The organism is Georgenia sp. M64 (assembly GCF_038049925.1).
GTDB lineage: Bacteria > Actinomycetota > Actinomycetes > Actinomycetales > Actinomycetaceae > Georgenia.
On record NZ_CP145809.1, the window covers coordinates 2,158,518 to 2,178,345 of the forward strand.

The window sequence follows — 19,828 nt, forward strand, 5'->3', positions numbered from 1 at the left end:
CCCATGACGTCCGCCGGACCCGGTCTCACAGCCCTGAGGGTGCCCGCCGGCCGAAGCCGGAGAGGGGATGGTGGTACGCCCTCGGCGCCCTGCCGATGGCGCTGGTCGCCATGGTCGCGGGGCTGGCGCTGACCGGTGCCACGAACCCCCCGGAGCTGTTCGATCCCGGTCCGTTCGTGCGCTGGGGCCTGCCCCTCGTCACCGCCCTCACATGGGCCGGCGCGACCCTGACCATCGGTACGTTCACGCTTTGCGCGCTGGCGCTGCCGCGACCCGAACCGGGCAGAGGAGCGACGAAGACCGGCGACGGTGGCGCATGGGTTCTCCTTGCGCAGGTCGGTGTGGTGGCCGCGGTGGTATGGGCCTTCGCCCAGCTGGCGCGCCTGCTGCTCACGCATGCGGCGGTGCTGGGAGCGCCGATCGGTGGACCGGGTTACGACGTCCAGCTCATTCACTTCGTCACCGAGATCGAGATGGGACGCTACCTGGCCCTGGCCACGATCCTGGTCGCCGTCGTCCCGATCGTCGCCGTAGCCAGCGCGAGCCACACCGCCGCGGCGTGGGCCGGCATACTCGCTTTGCTCTCGCTGTACCCGGTCGCCCAGACCGGGCACGCCGCGGGGGCGGCGAACCACGACATGGCGGTGTCCTCGTGGTGGCTGCACCTGGGGGGCGTGACGGTGTGGGTCGGCGGGCTGGTCGCCCTGTGTCTCGTCGCACCCAGGCTTGGCCCCGACCTTCCGCGCGTGGTGGAGCGGTACTCGCGTGTCGCGTTGTGGGCCTTCCTGCTCACCACGGTCGCCGGTGCCGTGAACGCCTCGATCCGCGTGACGACACCGCTGGACCTGCTTACCCACCCCTACGGCCAGCTGTTGCTGGTCAAGGTGGTGCTCACCCTGGTGCTGGGGCTGGCCGGCTGGCTCCACCGCACCAGCACCATCCCGGCGATCCGAGCCCATGCCTCCGCCGGCGCCGACGGTGCAGGGACAGGACTGGCGTTCTGGCGTCTGGCCGGGATGGAGGTCCTCGTCATGGGCGCGGTCGTCGGCATCGCCGTCGCCCTGGGCGCCTCGGCGCCGCCGGACCCTCTGGAACCGGTGAGCAACGCCGGAGCACTCTTCGTCCTCACCGGATACCCCGAGCCGCCGGCGCCGACCGTGGCGACCTACCTCACGCAGTGGCGACCGGAGCCCCTGACCGCCTTCGCCGCCCTGGCCGGGGTGATCGTCTACGTGCACTGGGTGCGGCGCCTGCGCCGCCGGGCTGACACCTGGCCCGTCACGCGCACCATCAGCTGGTCGATCGGCCTGGCCCTGTTCTTCTGGGTCACCAACGGCGGACCGGCGGCCTACGGGAAGGTGCTCTTCAGCGGCCACATGGCCCAGCACATGCTCCTCGCCATGGTCGTGCCCATCTTGCTCGTGCTCGGCGCCCCGGTGACCCTGGCCCTACGGGCCCTGCCGGCCCGAGGGGACGGCTCCCGCGGACCCCGGGAATGGCTGCTATCAGTGGTGCGCTCCCGCCCGGCCCGCTTCCTCTCCCACCCGATCGTCGCAGGGGCCAACTTTGCGGGATCGCTGGTCGTCTTCTACTACTCCCCCCTCTTCGAATACTCCCTGACCAGTCACCTCGGGCACCTGCTGATGGTCGTGCACTTCACTGCCGCGGGTTACCTCTTCACCAACGCCCTGATCGGCGTCGACCCCGGCCCCGCGCGTCCGTCCTACCCGCTGCGCCTGCTGCTGCTGTTCGCCACGATGGCATTCCACGCCTTTTTCGGTATCTCTCTAATCAGCCAGACCACCGTCCTGGCAGGCGGATACTTCGGCCAGCTCGACCTCAGCTGGTTCGACGGCCTTCTCGCCGACCAGGAGGTCGGCGGAGCGATCACGTGGGGCGTCGGCGAGATTCCCACCCTCGCGCTGGCCGTCGCGGTTGCGCTGGGCTGGGCGAAGGAGGACACCCGGGCCGCCAGACGCTCCGACCGCAAGGCGGAACGCGACGACGACGCCGACCTCCGCGCGTACAACGCCGTCCTCGCCGCCCGCGCGGCAGGCCGGGCGCCCGCCGCGGACGCTGAGGATCCGCCCCGACGAGCCGGGCCACGCTCATGACGGTGCAGATGTTCGCCGCGCAGGTCGCCGTGCCCCGCCCCTCTGGCGTGCTTCGACCATGCGAGACAAGCCCTCATTTGCCCGAAGACCCGCCCGCGGCTACTCCGGGGCGACCCGCACCTACGCACCGCACCGGGAGCGCGAGATGACACCAGGACCGGTCAGGACCAGATCAACCAGCGCCACGCACGGCAGCGACCCAACCCTGGCCCAGGGTGCCTTCGGCTGGCCGCAGCGGCCCTTCAGTCGACGTGTCGTGATCGCTGGCGGGCTCGGTACAGCGGCTGCGTTGTTGCTTGGTGCCTGTGCCCCCGGTGGCAACCCGCAGTCCCCGGCCGATGCAGCGGCGGCCGCGTCGGACGCTGGTTACGTCGCCGGTGACGGCACGTTCGCCACATGGGCCCCCGCTCAGCGAGCCGAGCCCGTCTCCCTGGTTGGGACCACCTACGCCGGGGACGAGCTCGACCTGGCCGACTGGCGCGGTGACGTCGTGGTGGTCAACTTCTGGGACGCAGCCTGCCCGCCGTGCCGCGCCGAGGCACCCGACCTGAAGGACGTCTACACCGACTACACCACGCGCGGGGTGAAGATGCTCGGCATCAACCCACGCGACGACGGTGGCACGGCCCAGGCGTTCGAGCGCACCTTCGAGGTGCCGTACCCCTCCCTGCACGACCAGGAGGCGCGGGGGGTCGCCGCTTTCGAGGGGCTGGTGCCGCTGCAGGCCATGCCCTCCACCGTGGTCCTGGACCGGCAGGGGCGCGTCGCTGCCCGCATCCTCGGTCAGGTTGATCCGACCATCCTGCGTGGGCTCATCGACGACACCCTGGCCGAGGAGGTCTAGGACGTGGGCTCGGACCAGATCCGTGATCCCCTGCCCGGCCACGGTGCTGACCGGGCCAATGCCCGCCGCCGTGCTGACCATCCCCGCTACCACGAGACATCGGTCCGAGAACCATGAAGATCATCACCGAGACAGACGCCACCAACCTGAGCTCCAAGGCGGAGCTGGGACAACACGGGACCGCCGACCTGCCCCCGGGAATCAAGCTCGGGCCGGCCGGTTGGCTGCGGTGGACCTGGCGTCAGCTGACGAGCATGCGGGTCGCGATCATGCTGCTGCTTCTCCTGGCCGTGACCGCGCTGCCCGGTTCGCTGTTCCCCCAGCAGCCGCAGGACCCCGCACGGGTGGACGAGTACTTCGCCAGCTACCCACGCCTAGCGCCCTGGCTCGAGCGCTTCGGCTTCTTCGACGTCTACAGCTCGCCCTGGTTCGCCGCGGTGTACCTTCTCCTCTTCACCTCACTGATCGGATGCATCGTGCCGCGCATCCGGGTCCACTGGCGGGCCCTACGTGCCCAGCCCCCACGCGTCCCCCGTAGCTTCCAGCGATTCCCAGTGCGGCAGGAGCGCACGGTCGCCGAACCGCGTCCCGTGGTGCAGGCCAGCATCATGGCCGCCGTGAAGGGCCGCTACCGAGCGACCGTCACCTCCGAGGGCATCACCGCCGAGCGCGGGTACCTGCGCGAGAGCGGCAACATCATCTTCCATCTGTCGCTGATCGGCGTCCTGCTCTCACTGGCAGCCGGGCAGCTCTACAGCTACCGCGGACAGTTCATCGTCGTCGAGGGTGAGTCCTTCGCCAACTCCATCCTCGACTACGACACCTTCGACCCCGGGACCTTCTTCGATCCCAGCTCGCTCGAGCCCTTCACCTTCACGCTCGAGGACTTCGAGTCCCGGTTCACCTTCGACGCCCTGGCCCGCGACTTCGCCGCAACCGTCAGCGTGACCGAGCCCGACGGGACCACCCGTCGTGAGGTCATCAAGGTCAACGACCCCATGGATGCCGGCGGGGCGAACGTGTACCTGATGGGCAACGGCTTCGCCCCGCGCATCACCGTGCGCGATGGTGCGGGCGAGGTTGCCTTCTCGGGGCCGGTCCCTTTCCTGCCCCAGGACTCCGTCTACACCTCAAAAGGTGTCATCAAGGTCCCCGACGTCAGCACCGGCGAGCAGCTCGGGCTCACCGGGGTCTTCCTGCCCACCGCCATGATGGCGGAGGACGGCTCCGGGGCGTACTCCGCCCATCCCCAGGCCAACGCACCACTGATGGTGCTCACGCTCTGGGCCGGCGACCTCGGCCTGGACGACGGTGTGCCCCAGAACGTCTACGTCCTCGAGACCGCCGACATGCGCCAGGTCTACGAGGAGGCGCCGGACGGTTCCCCCGGTTCCGCCGAGGGCGGCCAGAGGCCGGTGACCTTGTTCCTCGCTCCCGGCGAGAGCGTCGAGCTGCCCGAAGGACTCGGCACCGTGACCTTCGAGTCGCTCCCCCGCTTCGTCGGCCTGGACCTGCGCTACGACCCCTCGCTGCCCTACCTGCTGGGCTCCGCCGTCGCCGCCATGCTCGGGCTGTCCGCCTCCCTGTTCGTCCCCCGCCGGCGCCTGTGGGTCAAGCTGACCGACACCACCGACGGAGGCACCTCCGTCTCCGGCGCGGCACTGGCCCGGGGGGACGATCCGGGCCTTGCCCGTGACCTCACCAAGGTACTGGAGAACGCGGGAACCTCCGTCGCCCCCTCACCGGACACCGGGGTGCACACCGAGGACGGGGCCGAGACGGCAAACGAAGCGCACGTCACGACCAGCGCCGGATATCGCCCGGCCCAGAAAGGACACTGATGCCCGAGAGCACCCTCGGCCAGATCAGCCTGATACTGATCTACGGGGCGATGGCCGCCTACACCGTCAGCTTTGTCGCCTTCTCCGTCGACCTGGCCGGACTACGCGACCACGGGCACGACGGCCGGCGCCGCCGCGCCGCCGGCATCGCGATCACCACCGCCTGGCTCGGTTTCGCCCTGCACGTCCTCGGCGTCACCGCACGTGCGGTCGCCGCCGCCCGGGTGCCCTGGGCGAACATGTACGAGTTCTCCATCCTCTTCACCCTGGTCGCGATGGTGATCTTCCTGTCTCTGCAACGCGGCCGGGACATGCGCTTCCTGGGCACCTTCGTCCTCGGCCCCGTGCTCCTCATGCTCGGCATCGCAGTCTCAGTCCTCTACGTCCGCGCGGACGGCGTCCAACCGGCCCTGCAGACCTACTGGCTGGTCATCCATGTCTCCATCGCCACGCTCGCCGTCGGCGTCTTCTCCATCGCCGCGACCCTCTCCACCCTTCAGCTCGTGCAGGAACGTGCCGAGCTGCGTCGTGCCCGCACAGATGTCGCAACTCCCCAGTCCACGCACGCGCCGGAGTCCGGCGGCGCTACGGCGACGCCTACGCTGACCCGGGAAACGCAGAGCCCGGCCCACCGGCTGTGGGGTCGGCTGCTCGACGTCGTACCGTCCTCGGTCGAGCTCGAACGCCTCGCCTTCCGGCTCAACGGGATCGGCTTCATGATGTGGACCTTCACGCTGGTCGCCGGTGCGATCTGGGCCGAACACGCCTGGGGCCGGCCGTGGGGCTGGGACGCCAAGGAGACCTGGTCCTTCGTCATCTGGGTCATCTACGCCGCCTACCTGCACGCGCGGGCCACCCGCGGCTGGGAAGGCCGACGTGCCGCCTACCTCTCGATCGCCGGGTTCGTCACCATCCTCGGCAACTACTTCCTGGTGAACCTGGTTTTCAACAGCCTGCACTCCTACAGCGGCATCGGATAGTCATGCGCCCGCACGTAGCGGCGGCACGCTGTCATCCGGCCGAGCCAGGCCTTGCAGGATCTCCCGGCGGGACCGGCCGGGCCGGTCGGTCGGTGTGGAGGCCCTCGACCCGGCGTCGGATCTCCCGATATTCCTGGGCCACGACCATCACCAGCACCGGGGTCGACCTCGTCGGCCGCCGCGGCGCCAGCTGTGCACACCTTCACGCACCCGTCGCCCGGAGCGGTCGCGCACGCGCCAGCAACATTGGGACGGCCACAGTCGTGGGCACCGACGAAAGAATCCCGAGGACGGCCGGACGTGATCCCTGGCGGTCCGTACGTGGCTTCGGTTGTCCCTCTGGGGACGCCGTTCACCGTGCACCTGTCGCTCCCAGCCGGGCCAAGACCTCCGCGGCACCTACACGCACCTCATGGGTGGCGCCGACGTCACGTGGGGGCTGCCCAGATCTGATCCCCCGAGGGCGGGAGGGATGAGCCCCCCGGCCGACCGGCTCCTCCCACCTCGCCTGGCGGGAATCGACGTCGCGCGCGGTCTGGCGGTCCTGGGCATGTTTGTCGCCCACCTGGGTGACGACGGACCAGGCGGCCGGCATGACCCGGAGTGGTTCGTCATCGCCGACGGGCGCTCTTCCGCGCTCTTCGCGTTGCTCGCAGGTCTCTCGCTCGCACTGACCAGCGGGCGGCAGGTCCTCCCCTCGGGTATACCGCTGATCCGAGCGCGCCTCGCGGCACTCGTCCGCGCCGGCGTCCTTCTGCTCCTCGGTGTCCTCCTCGTCGCCCTCCAGACACCGGTGCTCGTCATCCTGCCGGCGTATGCGGTCCTCTTCGCTCTCGCCGTCCCGTTCCTCGGCCTGCGTCGCAGGTGGTTGGTGGTAGGTGCCGTCGCCGTGGCGGTGATCTCCCCGACGGTGATCTTCGCTCTCACGACCCCGACCGCCGAGGGCCGACCCAGCGTGCTCGCACGCCTGACCAACCAGGCTGACCCGGTCCAGCTGCCGATGGACGAACTCGTCACCGGCCCCTACCCGGCCCTCGTCTTCCTGGCCTACGTCCTGCTCGGCATGGCCGTGGGCCGCAGCGACCTCTCCCGGACCCGGACCCACACCATCCTGGTGGGCGCCGGCACAGGCCTCGCGTGCCTCGCATGGGGGACCTCACGGCTCGCGCAGGACTCGCTTGGAACCGGCGCCACGCCTCTGACCCTGCGCCTGGTCAGTGCGGCGGCGCACGACAACTCCACCCCCGAGGTCATCGGGAACAGCGGCACCTCCCTCACGGTCATCGGCCTGTGCCTCCTGATCACCCGGCCCACGGCAAGGCACGGTCGAGCTCTCGCCGGCGTTCTCGCCCCGGTAGCGGCCACATGAGCCATGCCGCTGACCGTGTACTCGCTGCAGATCGTCGCCATCTCGCTGCTAGGCAACGACGTGGTGTGGGACCCACAGTCGAACACAGTCCTGATCTGGTTCATCGCAACCACCCTGATCGGGGCATGGTCGTGGCGCCACTTCCTCGGGCGAGGGCCGCTCGAACGCCTCCTCAAGGCGGCCGTCCAGACGACCCTCCGGGCGGGTCCTCCCCCACCGGCGAGCCAGCACGACCGGCGCCATCAGGACGACCCGTGATGGACGGCGCCAGCCACCCGTTGCTCCGGCCTGTATCTGATCGCTCCACCCCACTCGGCGAACGTCATCCCGCGTTGCGTCAGCCATCCGGGGCGCGGGAATTGCCTCGCGTGGCGGGTCCCACGGATCGCGGTCGATGAGGAACCGCTCGGCGTTGAGCCCGCCCTCGGCGGCCACCTTGTGACCGATGTCAACGCCGGTCCGATGTGATCGTAGAGCCGCTTGGGTTCACGTCGCGGCCGCACCACCTGACCGATGAAAGCATGCCGCTGCGTCGCAGGCGAAAGCGCAACCCGAAAGGGAGCGACGGCCGTTCTGGAACCTGCTCGCCTTCCAGCTGGGCACGGTGCAGGCGTGTCGCGAGGTCGCCGAGAGCAAGCCTGCACGCGGGCATGTCGATCCCTGTAGGCGGACACGTACTTCCCTGCTGACGGACGGCTGATCTCCCATCTGTGGCCATGGACCGGTCAAGTCCGCTCCGACGTGGGCGTACCTCCGGGAGTTGTCCTAGGTCTTCGACCACGTCATGAGAAAAGGTTCGACCTGAGAGACGTCGGCCGCGATGACGACGGTTTGCGTGCGCAAGATCGAGAAGTCGATCGGAACGCGGCAACGGCAACGTCCGCGGATGTGATCGACTCCCGCGTCATCTCCGTGGGGTTCTCCGGGACCGGACGGACCACCCGGCCCGAGAGCGCGCAGGCCAAGGTCGCGTGGCCGGCCGGGACACCGCCCCACGTATCGGCCGTAGATCACCGAGCCGGGGGTGGCAGCAGTTCGACCCGGGCGAGGAGCCACAAGCTCCGAGCGCGGACGGGTCCCATCGTCGGACGCTATCGTTCTCCTCGGGCAGGTACGCGCGCCCGATTCGGACGGGCCGGCGACAGGCTAGAAGCTGCGCGTGTGGGTTTGCGCCCTGATCACGTCGGCCCTGCGGGTGTGGGTGATGGCCTGGCCGAGGTGCAGGGCTTCGGCGGCCCGGTGCCGGTCGCGTTCCTGGGCGAGGGTGTGGGTCGAGGGTCCGAGCGGTGCGCGGCTGGTGATGGTGTACCGGTCGCGGTAGGCGGCGACGACGGCGAGCTGGTTCAGCCACCGCTCATAACTGCCGGCTCCGGTTGGTCGCTCCCCGACTCGGGACACCCAGGGTGCCCGGTCCCGGATCGCAGTCTCGGCGAGGGTGTGAGCGCGGGTCTCGATGAGGTGGCGGCGTTCGGCCAGGGCGAGGGCGGCATCGGGGGCTAGCGGTCCGGACGCGGCGGGGATGAGTCCGGTGATGAGGTCCGGGGTCGTGCCAGGTGTGGGCCGCGCCGTGGCTCGGGCGAGGCGGGCGGTGAGGACGGCGGCGATGTCGTCGGCGTCGAGCAGCGTGCGCTGCGCGGCCAGGCGTGGCAGCAGGGCGTCGACGTCGTGGCGGTGGGCCTCGGCGCGGCGCAGCTCGGCCATGAGCACGGCGAAGGCCTCAGACTCGGTGACCTGGGCGGCTTTGGCCGTCGTGAGCCCGCCCGCGCCGGTGAGGGTGTCGGTGACGAGCCGGGTCCAGCGGCCCTGCTGGGCGGTGGCGGCGATGGTCTCGTACTCGGCCGCGAGCTGGGCGAGGCCGGTCCAGCGTTCCTGCTCGGCGGTGATGGTCTGATGCGCGGAGAGCTCGAGGCCGGAGTGGTTGAGCACTCCGAACAACACGGTGCGGGCGGTGGTGTCGGTCTCGGCGGGGGTGGCGTGGAGGGGGGCGGGCTGGTCGAGGGCGACGTAGGCGGCGTTGGCGTGGCGGCCGCGGGTCATGGACACATAGAGGTTCTCCCGGGTGGTCGACGACGAGACGACCACGTGCGCGGTGTCCACGGTCAGGCCCTGGGCGCGGTGGGCGGTGACGGCGTAGCCGAGGTCGACGTGCCGGGCGACGTACCCGGCCGGCAGCCTTAGCCTCGCGCCGTTGGCGCTGTTGGCTTGGCGGACGTCGAGTGTCCCGTTGCGTCCGACGTGGGTGACGGTCCACCTGTCGCCGTTACGGACCCAGGTGTCCGGGGCGGTGCGCAGGCGGCGGTCGTTGCGGCGGGTGATGACCACATCACCGACGGATGCGCGGGCCTCGTCGCACAACCGGACCTCGCGGCCGGTGGCGGTCAGACCGGCTTGGATGCGTTCGGCGCGGGCGCGTTCGTTGAGCTGCCGTACGGACTCGGCGGCCTCGCTCACCAGGATGCTGGAGCGTCCTGCGGCCAGGTCGTGCTGCCACGCCTCGTAGGCGGCATCGACCATCGCCTCCGTGGTCCCCTCGACGATCCGGCCGTGGCCGGCGTAGGCGTCGATCGCGGCCGGGTCGCCGTCGCGCAGGGCGAGGGAGGCTTGCTTCTCCCAGTCGTGGACGAAGCGTCGCACCTCGACCAGTCGGGCCAGGTCGGCGCCGCGGGCCTGGACGAGCATGTTGAACGCTCCGCCGGCGTCGACGGACTGCAGCTGGGCCGGGTCCCCGACGAGGACGACCTTCGCCCCGACCTCGGCTGCGCGGGTGGCGATGGTCTCCAGGGTGCGGGTGCAGGCGAGGGTGGCCTCGTCGAGGATGGCGAGCTGGCCGGGGCGGAAGTCCGTTCTGCCGCGGGCGTGGTCGTGGACCCACTTGGCGGTGTTGTCGCACCCGAGGCCGATGTCGTCGGCGAGGACCTGTGCGGCGGCGGCCGACGGTGCCATCCCGATCACGGACCCGGGCCCGTGCGCCGTGGTCCAGGCACCGGCCAGGGCGGCCATCGCGGTGGACTTCCCGGTCCCGGCCGGACCGACCAACAGATCCAGGCGTCGGCCCGAGGTGAGGATCTGCGTGATCGCGGCGGCCTGCTCCCCGCCGACCACCACACCGTCACCCCGGCCGCCCGGCACGGTCACGACGATGGGTGGCGGGACGACGAGCGCCGGTTCGTGGTCCTCGGCCAGGGCGAGCAGCCGGTCCTCCGCGGCGAGCAGACGCTCGCTCGAGTAGTACGTCGAGTGCCGCGGCCGCAGGGTGCTGGTGCCGTCGTCGCGCCGCATCCCCGCCGGGGTGGACGCGACCTCGGCCGGGGTGAGCTGGACCGACCGCCGGGTGGCGGCGTCGGTGATGAGCGCGATCACCTGTTCGCGGTCCGCGACGGTGGCGAAGCGCCAGCCCATGGTGCGGCGCGAGGCCTCGGCCCACAGGTTCCAGTGCCGCCAGGTCGACCGCCGCTCCGACACCGCATCCACGACGTCGGCGGCGGCCTGGTCGATCAGGAACATCGGCACCGACTCCCCGGTCAGCGCCCGCGCTGGCTCTCGGGTGGTGGTGAGGGTGCGTGCCCACACGGTGGGGTCGCCGCCCACCAGGTCCCGCGCGCGTGCCCGCCACTCGGCCGTCAGCTCGGCAAGTGCCCGGATGGACTTCTCGGGGCGGGTGTCCAGGGTGGCCTCCGCGCGCAGCCGTACGATCCGCCTGTCCGTGGGGCGGTGCCCGTGCTCGGCCACGTAGGCGGCGATCCTCGCGTCGGTCGCGACGTCGATGGCCCGGGCCCGGCTGGAGAACGCGGCGATCAGGTCTTCGCCGACACCTTGGATCTCCCACTGGCCGGTGCGGTCCTCGCCCCGCTGGCGCCGCTCCCACGACAGCCCGAACGTGCCCGTGAGCCGGTCCGCGAGGACGGCGTTGTAGTGCTCAGACAAGGCGACGATCGCGTGGTGGACCGCCCGGGAGTCCAGGGTCCGCCACCGCCCGTCATGGGCGGCCATCACCTTGTTCGACACCACCACGTGGGTGTGGAGCTGCGGGTCGTTCGCCCGCGAGTCCCAATGGTCATACGCCGTCGCAGCGACCCCCACGATCGGTACCTGTCCGATCCCGGCGTGCCCGGTGCGGGTGGCCGCAACCTCCCGCTCGAACAGGTCGAGCACCTGCGCGACGGCGGCGTGATGGGCCTCGACGATCAACTCCTTAGTGTTCGCGTCCGCCAGGCCCCACAGCACCGAGACCGACTTCGGCACCGAGAACGTCAGATCGAACCCCGCCGTCGCGGTCTGCGGCCCGCGCGCGTACTGCTCGGCTTGGATGCGGGTCACCTCGGCGTCGAACTCCCCCGCCGGCAGGGCCCGGTCCACGCGAGCGGTCAGCGCCGCGGTCCGCTCCGCCACGCTCGGGTACTCCCGGAACGGCCGGCCCAGGCTCGCCCCGGTGACCGGGTCGCTCCCGCGCCCCAACAGCATCTGCAGCTGCTCCGGTGTCACCGCCATGCCCGGGCGCAGCTCCCCAGCCCCGAAGAAGACGACCCCCGTGCCCAGCCACACCCCCGGCGGTGTGCCGGCCCCGGTGAAGTAGCGCGTGAACGCGGTCGCCTGCGTCGCGTCGCCGTCGCCCTGCACGACCGAACGCAGCAGGTACCCGTAGCCCTTGCATGCCGACACCACGCGCATCGAGACCGTCACACCCACCAGGTGCGCGACCCAATCCACCTCGGGTGCCAGAGGTGTGAGGACCACCACCGGTGACCCATCTCGGACCACACCGACCGAGTGGCCGAAGACGCGTAGGCTCCCGCGGGGGGTCGGCTCCGTCACCGTATCTTCGGTCGGCCCGGGACGTCCGGAGACGCGGTGGCGTGGCCTCTGGCGTCGTGGGCACACCTGGTAGTCGAACAGGCCTTCCCGGACGCTGTCGCCGGTATGGGCGCGCTGGTCGACGAGCTACCGCAGGGCGCGGAGAGAGGAAGAACTGGACCCTGTCGCCAACTCACGCCGACCTTCTCCCCGTACGCACCCTGACCTGGGCCGATATGTCCCGCCATGGTGCGTACGGGGTGCGTACGGGGTGCGTACGGGGTCAGGCACCCCGTACGTTCTCGGCAACGCACCCGCTCGAGAGTATGACCCATGCAACCCGCGATCACACACGCGAGCCGGACGCCGGCAACGCGATACACCCCGACGACGGCAACCGCGGGGGAAGAGAGCGGTGGTGAGGACTCCTCACGACCGCGGACACGCCGCCGCCGCGCAAACGACCCGTTTCAGTGGAGCCGGCACCTCGGGTGAAGGGAACGGTGGTGACGACTCGTCACGACCGCAGACGCGGCCAGCATCCCCGGGTTAGGTGCGCTTCGGTGAAGACGGCACCTCGGGGGAAGAGAGCGGTGGTGAGGACTCCTTTCACCACCACGTCCGGCGTTCGCTTCTCGTCGTTGCTGCTGCCACGAGGAGCGAGTGACTCGAGGATCTCGGCGGTCACCGGGGCGGGTGCTGCGTCGTGACCTTCAAAGACGAGACGCCGCGCGGCATTCACCGCGCCGTCGGGATCTTGATGACGAGCGCCCGGCGGAGCTCCTCGAGGTCGACCCGGATGACGCGGCCGACCCTGTACCCGGTGACCGTGCCGTCGGCGATGCGTCGCCGGATCGTCTTGGTGCAGACGCTGAACTCTGCTGCGGCGTCGGAGAGCGCGACGAGCTTGCCGCTCGGCACCCGCGTGGTCCCCCGCCGATTCGTGCTCATCTGCTGCCTCCTGGTGGTGTGGACCGCACCGTCAGTCCGTCACATCTGAGGTGTGCGTCCCTGCCCCTTCGGGCCCCTCCCTGTCCGCCTGAGCCCACCGACCGCGCAACCCCTTCGACGCCCGTCGCACGCCGAGCACGCCGCCGGGGCGAACTCCCCCAACGGGACGTCGCGTGACCTGCTCGGCGCCGTCCGCCTGCCCGGCTGGCCCGCCGGGCTCGCCGGCCTGAACCCGCTGACCAACCTGCTGATCCTCCTGGTCTGGACTACCACAGGCCCCGTTGCCACAACGGGGACGGCGAGGGCACCTCAGGCTCACAAGACCCCGTTGGCGATCTCCGAGAGTTTCGCCGCGATCTGCGCATCTCGCCCCTGCGCGACGTGCTGGTAACGGATCGCCATGGCCGGGGTCGAGTGACCGAGCCGCCCCATCAGTTCCTTCAGCGTCGCGCCCGTCTGCGCCGCCAGGACGGCCCCAGTGTGCCGCAGATCATGGAAATGCAGGTCGGATCGACCGGCGGCGTCACGGGCCTTGTGGAAGTGCCAGGACATGCTCGAGTGGGCGAGCTGCTCACCGTCCTTGTCGGGGAACAGGAGCCCGTCTCGACCCCACTGCGCGTGCTCGTCGATGTGGTCGCGCAGCAAAGGGATCAGGTGCGGTGGGATCGACACGTCCCGGACGCTCTCGGTCGACTTGGGAGTGTCGACGACGACCTCACCGCCGACGCGGGTGACACCGCGGCGGACCTTGACGACAGCGTTCCTCAGGTCGACGTCCTTGCGGCGAAGTTCGGTGATCTCACCGAAGCGGAGGGCGCACCACGCCGCGAGGAGGATCGCGGCGCGCAGCCGGGCGGGCATGGCCAAGGTCAGCTGCTCCAGCTGAGCGAGCGTGGCCGGCTCGATCTTCCGGGCCGCCTTCCTCACGGAGCCCGCGCCGCGCACCCGGCACGGGGACGCGGTGACAACGTCCTCATCTACCGCGGTGAGACAGATGGACCGCATGAGGGAATAGGCGTGCGCCCGGTACGTGGGGCCGGTCCTGGTGCCGAGATCGTGATTCCAGTCCGCGACGTCGGTCGGGGTGATGGCGACGGCTGGCCGGTCACCGAACCGGGGCAGGATGAACTTGTCCAGGATCCCGCGGTAGTGGGCGGCAGTCCTCGCCTTCAGCTCGCGGCGCTTGAGCCACGACTCGGCGTAGGCGCCGAAAGTGATCGGTGCCACCTTCGCCGTGCGTGCGGACTCGGGGAGCCACTCGTCCCGCACGATCTCCGATCGGCGCACCGAGAGCCACCCGTGCGCGTCGCCCTTCGTGTCGAACGTGACAGGGGCCTTGTAGGGCTGACCGTCCGGGCCTGTGTAGCGGGCCTGGAAGCGGCCGGAGGGCAACTTGCGGACGCTGCCAAACGATGCGCGCCGCCCCCTCCGGTTCCCGCCGGAGCCGGCGGCGCCAGGTGGATCGGTGGTCATGATGCCTACCTCAGTTCCGGGGGTGTCGTGCCAGCTACGTGCCAGAACAACAGGGTAACCGTGTCCTCTCGCGTCCGATCCTGTCTCCCGTGACTGTACTGCTAACACGCAGGTCAGAGCGCCAATTTGGCGGCGTGCAACAATCACGAGATTGTGCGGACGAACTGGTTCGAGTCCAGTCGCGGGAGCCGGACGAGGCCCGCACCGTCAGGTGCGGGCCTTTTCTCATTCGTCCCTGACGCCCGTCGATCCTCCACCACCGAGGCCCGTACCGGTCTCGTCGTCGGGTCCGACGCCGTCCGGCGCCACACCGGCCGGCAGCCGCTCGAGCGAGGAGTGCGGCTCGCCACGGGCGTGGAGGTCCCCAGGCTCGACGTCGGCCTCGTGCCCCGGCTCGAGCCCCAGGGACCCGTCGACCAACGGCTCTCCCGCCGTCGTCTCGACGTCACGGCGCTCGGCGTCGCGCGGGTCAGCCTCGACCTCGCGCGCCTCGGGTGCGGTGGTGCTGTCCTCGGGCATCGAGACCCCCTCGTCGTCACTCGTGTGCGCTGACGACGGTACCGCGCCGGCCGCCGGAAGACCTCGGAGAACCGGCGGAGCCGGCTACTCCGTGCGCAGCGCGCGACGCCGGTTCTCCAGCGTCATGAGCTCGCCGAACGTGGCCGCGTAGGCGGGGTCGCCCGGATCGGTGCGCTGCAGCCGCCCCTTGACGTCGGCGATCTCCCGGGTGAGGCCCATCCGCATGAGCGCGGTCAGCACGCCCTGCGCGTAGCCGCCGAGGGCGTCGGGCCGGTCCTCGGGCAGCGGCGCCACCGCGAGCTCGGTGAGCACCCCGGCCACCGGGCCGGCCGCGTTCTCGCGCACCTCCTCCGCCCACCACCCGGCCGCCTGACGCGCCGCGTCACCGCCGCCGGCGGCCGCGACCTGCTCGACGCGCTCGCCGTAGGCGCGCGTGCCACCCGCCGCCCGGATGGCGTCGTGGACACCGCGGTAGGCCGGCACGGTGAACGTGTCCGGCGCAAGGTCGTCGAAGCCGGCCCCGAGGGCGTGCTGGGGCAGCTGAAGGACCACCTCGAGCACCTCACGCTCGAGCCGGGCCACCGGGTCCTCACGCATCCGGCGCTCGCCACCACCCTGGCGGCCCTGCCCGTTCGACCCGGCCCACCGGTTCGCGTCGCCGCGTGCGTCGCCCGCCTCCTGGCGGGCGACGCCACCACCGGTGCCGCCGCCGCCGTCGTAACGCCCTCCGCCGTCGCCGCGGCGACCAGCGCCGCCGTCGGGCCGCCACTGCCCGCGCGAGCCGTCGCCGTCCCGGCCCCCGCCGTCGCGGCCCCCGCTGACCGCTCCCCCACCGGGAGCAGCCGGGCGCGGCGCCCGCTCGGCCGCCTGCACCGCGCGGCGCACGCTCATCTCGTCCATGCCGAGCCACCCGGCGAGCTCGCGGGCGTACTCCGCCCGCAGCGCCCGGTCGCGGATGCTCGCCACCACGGGCGCGGCCGCACGCAGGGCGGCGACCCGGCCCTCCGCCGTCGCCAGGTCGAGCTGGGCCAGGACGGAACGGATCGCGAAGGCGAAGAGCGGCTGTCTGGTGCTGACGAGCTCCCGCACGGCCTCGTCGCCGCGCTGGAGGCGCAGGTCGCACGGGTCGAGCCCGTCCGGCCCGACGGCGACGAAGGTCTGGGTCGCGAACCGCTGGTCCTCGTCGAACGCCCGCAGGGCGGCCTTCTGCCCGGCGGCGTCGCCGTCGAAGGTGAAGATGACCTCCCCGCCGTGGGTGGCGCCGGAGGAGAAGATCACCCCGGAGGCCGAGTCGGCCGAGTCGCCCAGGAGGCGTCGCACGATGCGGATGTGGTCGGTGCCGAACGCCGTGCCGCAGGTCGCCACGGCGGTGCCGACGCCGGCGAGGTGAGCGGCCATGACGTCGGTGTAGCCCTCGACGACGACGACGCGTCGCTCCTTGGCGATCGCCCGCTTGGCCAGGTCGAGGCCGTAGAGGACGTGGGACTTCTTGTAGATGGGGGTCTCGGGGGTGTTGAGGTACTTGGGCCCCTGGTCGTCCTCGAACAGGCGCCGGGCCCCGAAACCCACGGTGTCGCCGGTGATGTCCCGGATGGGCCAGACGAGCCGGCCGCGGAAGCGGTCGTAGATCCCCCGGTTGCCCTGGGAGACGAGGCCCGACGCGGTGAGCTCGGCCTCGGTGAACCCCCGCCCGCGCAGGTGTCGCATGAGGTGGTCCCACCCCTGCGGGGCGTACCCGACGCCGAAGGTCGCCGCGGCGGCCCGGTCGAACCCGCGCTCGGCGAGGAACTGCCGCGCCTGCTCCGCCCCGGGGGTGTCGAGCTGGCCGGCGAAGAACTCCTCCGCCACGCGGTGGGCGTCGACCAGGCGCTGACGGCGGCCGTGCTCCTCACGGGGCCGGCCCGTCCCGCCGTCCTCGTAGCGCAGCTGGACGCCGACCTTGCCGGCCAGGTGCTCGACCGCCTCGCTGAAGGGCAGGTGGTCGATCTTCTGGACGAAGGAGATGACGTCCCCGCCCTCGTCGCAGCCGAAGCAGTGCCACAGGCCCAGCTGGGGCCGGACGTGGAAGGACGGGGTGCGCTCGTCGTGGAACGGGCACAACCCCTTCATCGAGCCGACGCCGGCCGGCCGGAGCGTGACGTAGGTGCCGACGATCTCCTCGATGCGGGCCCGTTCGCGGACGGTGGCGATGTCCTCGCGACGGATGAGCCCTGGCATGGCGTCAGTCTAGGTGGCCGGGCGCGGTCGCCCACCGCCGCTCGGGACGGGGTCGCACGACCTCCACCTGTGGAGCGTCAGTACACCTCGGAGAGCATCCCGCACAGGCGCGCGTGCCACTGCTGCGCCGAGGGATCGGTGAGGGAGGCCACCTGGTCGACGACGGCGCGCAGCCGGCCGGCGTCGTCACCGGCCTCGCGGTGGTCGGCCGCGAACGGCGGCTCGAGGTGCCGCTCCCCGCCCGAGGCCAGGGCGTCGACGAGGTCGAACACGATGGTCCGCTGGGCCAGGTACAGCGGCTCGAGCTCGCGCGGGGCCATGACGTACAGCGCCGCGACACCCTTGAGGACGAGGATCTCGGCGAGCGTGGGGTCCGGGACCACGAGGTCGGCGGCGTAGCGCGTGAGGCGTCCGCCGCCGTAGCGCGCCCGTGTGGCGTCCTCGGCCGCTCCGCAGAACCGGCCGATGAGCTGGCTGGTCATGTCCTTCAGCCGCGCGAGGTCACGCCGGGAGCCGTCGTACGAGCTCACCCACACGGGGTCGGCGAGGAGCCGCTCGAGCGCCGCGCCCAGCTCGTCGTCGGAGACCGGCGGGTCGTACCAGTCGCGGACCTGGGCCACGACACGGGCCTGCTCGCCCTCGCGGCGCAGCACGTCCATCTCCACGCGCCCGCCGACGATGGCGTCCTCCACGTCGTGCACGGAGTAGGAGATGTCGTCGGCGAGGTCCATGACCTGGGCCTCGAGGCAGCGCCGGAGCTCGGGCGCACCCTCCCGCAACCAGGTGAAGACGGGCAGGTCCTCGGGGTACACGCCGAACTTGGCGGTGGTGGTGCCGTCCACCCGGACCGGGCCCCGGCCCGGCAGCCACGGGTACTTCGTGGCGGCGTCGAGGCTGGCCCGCGTGAGGTTGAGCCCCACGCCCGCACCCTCGGCCGTGAACACCTTGGGCTCGAGCCGGGAGAGCAGCCGGAGGGTCTGGGCGTTGCCCTCGAACCCGCCGATCCCCCGGGCCACCTCGTGCAGGGCCCGCTCCCCGTTGTGGCCGAAGGGCGGGTGGCCGAGGTCGTGGGAGAGGCATGCGGTGTCGACGACGTCGGGGTCGCACCCCAGCGCCTTGCCCAGCTCCCGACCGACCTGGGCGACCTCGAGGGAGTGGGTCAGGCGGGTGCGCACGAAGTCGTCGCTGCTGGGTCCGAGCACCTGGGTCTTGGCACCCAGGCGGCGCAGGGCGGAGGAGTGCAGGACCCGCGCGCGGTCCCGCTCGAAGGCCGTGCGGCGCGGGCTCTTGGCCTGCTCCTGCGACCAGCGCTCCCGGTCGCGGTCGGTGTACGCGTCGTCGGCGGGGACGAGCGGGGCGTCGGGCACGCCTGGAGCCTACGTGATCGGGTGTGCCCCGCTGCGATGTGGGCCACAATGGCCGCGTGAGCCCCGCCGTCGAGCCCTCCCCCGTCCGAACGCCCGACGCGCCCGCCGACGCGGACCGGCCCGCCGACACGGACGCACCGGGCGCGACGCCCGACGCCGCACCGCCGGCGGACGGACCCGGCGGGACCGGCCGGCTCGGTGACCTCACCGTGACCACCCTGGTCCACCGCGGCGCGAGGGGCCCGGCGGCCTGGTGGGAGGCCGCTGTCGTCTACCAGGTCCCCGGGCGGCTCGACGTGGCCGGGGCGCGCACCATCAGCGCGGAGATCTCCCACCTGGCCCGGCTCGGCGCCGACGTCCTGCAGGTCCGGGTGCCCGAGCTCGACCCCACCGACCCGGCGGCCGCCCCGGTGGTGGACGACCTCGTGCGCCGCACCCATCAGCGCGGGCTGCGGATGGTCGTCGGCCTGGCCGGTCACGACGCCCCGGCCGGCACCGCGGACCCGGCCGCGTGGCACCTGGCCCGGTGCGCCGCGTGGCTGGACTGCGGCGTCGACGGCATCGACATGGTGGTCGCCCAGGCGTCGTCCCCCGACGGCGCCCACCGGCACGAGGGGCTCGACCTCGGGGCGCTGCACGCCCTGCTGGCCGAGCGCTCCGACGACGCCGTCCTCACCGGCGCGGCGAGCGCCACCGACCCGGCGTCGCTGCTCGCCCACCTCCAGGAGGACTGGCTGCACGTCACCCGCGACGACCGTCTCGCCGTCACCGACTGGTCGGCCGAGCCGCTCCGGTCCACGATCACCGACTCCTACGCGGTCCGCGACGTCGTCGGCGTCCCGGCCGGCTGGACGACGACGGGCGTCGGGCCGGCCCGCGGCCGACGGGTGTGGGCCCGGACCGACGAGGACACGAGGGAGCGCCGGTTGCGCGCCCTCACCCTCCTCACCCTGGCCCTGCCGGGGGTGGCGTACCTGCGTCAGGGCGACGCGACGGGGGTGACGGTGCGCGACGAGCACCCGGTCGAGTTCAGCACCGCCACCGTCGCCCGGGTCGCGAGGGAGCAGCGTGGCGCGCTGGGCAGCGCGTTCGAGAACTTCCGGCTCGCGCTCCGGCTGCGGCACGAGCTGCGCCTCGGCACCGGGCACCTGGCCTGGGTGGACGAGAAGGACGGGCGCGAGGCGCTCGTCCTGGTCAACCGCTCGGTGCTCGTGGTGACCAACCTCGGGGAGGAGGCCGTGCGGGTCCCGGCCGACCGCGAGCTCCTCCACGCGTCGAGCTCGCTGGGCCCCCCGATCGACGGCGACGTGGTTGTCCCCCGGGACACCACGGTGTGGTTCTCGCTGGCCTGAGCCGCATCCC

At 71.8% G+C, this 19,828-nt stretch carries 13 protein-coding genes; 7 read left to right on the forward strand and 6 right to left on the reverse strand.

The features are described from left to right. Positions 1-95: 95 nt before the first annotated feature. The 6 genes from AAEM63_RS09835 (at position 96) to AAEM63_RS09860 (ending at position 7,406) form a co-directional block, all read left to right on the forward strand. A complete protein-coding gene (locus AAEM63_RS09835) occupies positions 96-2,114 on the forward strand; it encodes a cytochrome c oxidase assembly protein (protein WP_341358092.1) in 2,019 nt (672 codons plus the stop codon). Positions 2,115-2,406: 292 nt separating this feature from the next. Next, the gene (locus AAEM63_RS09840) at positions 2,407-2,958 is read left to right on the forward strand and encodes a TlpA disulfide reductase family protein (protein ID WP_341358093.1); all 552 of its coding nucleotides are present in this window, start codon (positions 2,407-2,409) and stop codon (positions 2,956-2,958) included. A 113-nt stretch (positions 2,959-3,071) separates the two neighbouring features. Next, the gene (locus AAEM63_RS09845) at positions 3,072-4,799 is read left to right on the forward strand and encodes a cytochrome c biogenesis protein ResB (protein WP_341358094.1); all 1,728 of its coding nucleotides are present in this window, start codon (positions 3,072-3,074) and stop codon (positions 4,797-4,799) included. Beyond that, positions 4,799-5,779, forward strand: coding sequence for a c-type cytochrome biogenesis protein CcsB (gene ccsB, locus AAEM63_RS09850; RefSeq protein WP_341358095.1), 981 nt, complete (start codon positions 4,799-4,801; stop codon positions 5,777-5,779). The genes AAEM63_RS09845 and ccsB overlap by 1 nt, the downstream gene beginning before the upstream one ends. 472 nt (positions 5,780-6,251) lie before the next feature. Further along, positions 6,252-7,148 (forward strand): heparan-alpha-glucosaminide N-acetyltransferase domain-containing protein, encoded by an 897-nt coding sequence (locus AAEM63_RS09855; protein ID WP_341358096.1) that lies wholly within the window; start codon positions 6,252-6,254, stop codon positions 7,146-7,148. A gap of 3 nt (positions 7,149-7,151) precedes the next feature. Then, the gene (locus tag AAEM63_RS09860) at positions 7,152-7,406 is read left to right on the forward strand and encodes a hypothetical protein (protein WP_341358097.1); all 255 of its coding nucleotides are present in this window, start codon (positions 7,152-7,154) and stop codon (positions 7,404-7,406) included. A gap of 888 nt (positions 7,407-8,294) precedes the next feature. Here the strand turns inward: AAEM63_RS09860 and mobF are convergent. From mobF to AAEM63_RS09890, 6 genes are all read right to left on the reverse strand, one after another. Continuing rightward, positions 8,295-11,855: a MobF family relaxase gene (gene mobF / locus AAEM63_RS09865; RefSeq protein ID WP_341358098.1), complete on the reverse strand. Its 3,561-nt coding sequence runs from the start codon at positions 11,853-11,855 to the stop codon at positions 8,295-8,297. An 822-nt stretch (positions 11,856-12,677) separates the two neighbouring features. Further along, positions 12,678-12,890 carry a DNA-binding protein gene (locus AAEM63_RS09870; protein ID WP_341358099.1) on the reverse strand — a complete coding sequence of 71 codons (213 nt, stop codon included), beginning with the start codon at positions 12,888-12,890 and terminating at the stop codon, positions 12,678-12,680. A gap of 315 nt (positions 12,891-13,205) precedes the next feature. Beyond that, on the reverse strand, positions 13,206-14,363 hold the full coding sequence (locus AAEM63_RS09875; protein ID WP_341358100.1) for a tyrosine-type recombinase/integrase: 1,158 nt from the start codon (positions 14,361-14,363) through the stop codon (positions 13,206-13,208). Between the two features lie 225 nt (positions 14,364-14,588). Further along, positions 14,589-14,882 carry a hypothetical protein gene (locus tag AAEM63_RS09880; RefSeq protein WP_341358101.1) on the reverse strand — a complete coding sequence of 98 codons (294 nt, stop codon included), beginning with the start codon at positions 14,880-14,882 and terminating at the stop codon, positions 14,589-14,591. Positions 14,883-14,966: 84 nt separating this feature from the next. Then, entirely contained in the window at positions 14,967-17,099 is a 2,133-nt protein-coding gene (gene dnaG / locus AAEM63_RS09885; protein ID WP_341358102.1) for a DNA primase, read from the reverse strand. A 77-nt stretch (positions 17,100-17,176) separates the two neighbouring features. Then, the gene (locus tag AAEM63_RS09890) at positions 17,177-18,466 is read right to left on the reverse strand and encodes a deoxyguanosinetriphosphate triphosphohydrolase (protein ID WP_341358103.1); all 1,290 of its coding nucleotides are present in this window, start codon (positions 18,464-18,466) and stop codon (positions 17,177-17,179) included. A 56-nt stretch (positions 18,467-18,522) separates the two neighbouring features. Here AAEM63_RS09890 and AAEM63_RS09895 point away from each other — a divergent pair, with 56 nt between their 5' ends. After that, on the forward strand, positions 18,523-19,818 hold the full coding sequence (locus AAEM63_RS09895) for a hypothetical protein (RefSeq protein WP_341358104.1): 1,296 nt from the start codon (positions 18,523-18,525) through the stop codon (positions 19,816-19,818). Positions 19,819-19,828: the final 10 nt, after the last annotated feature.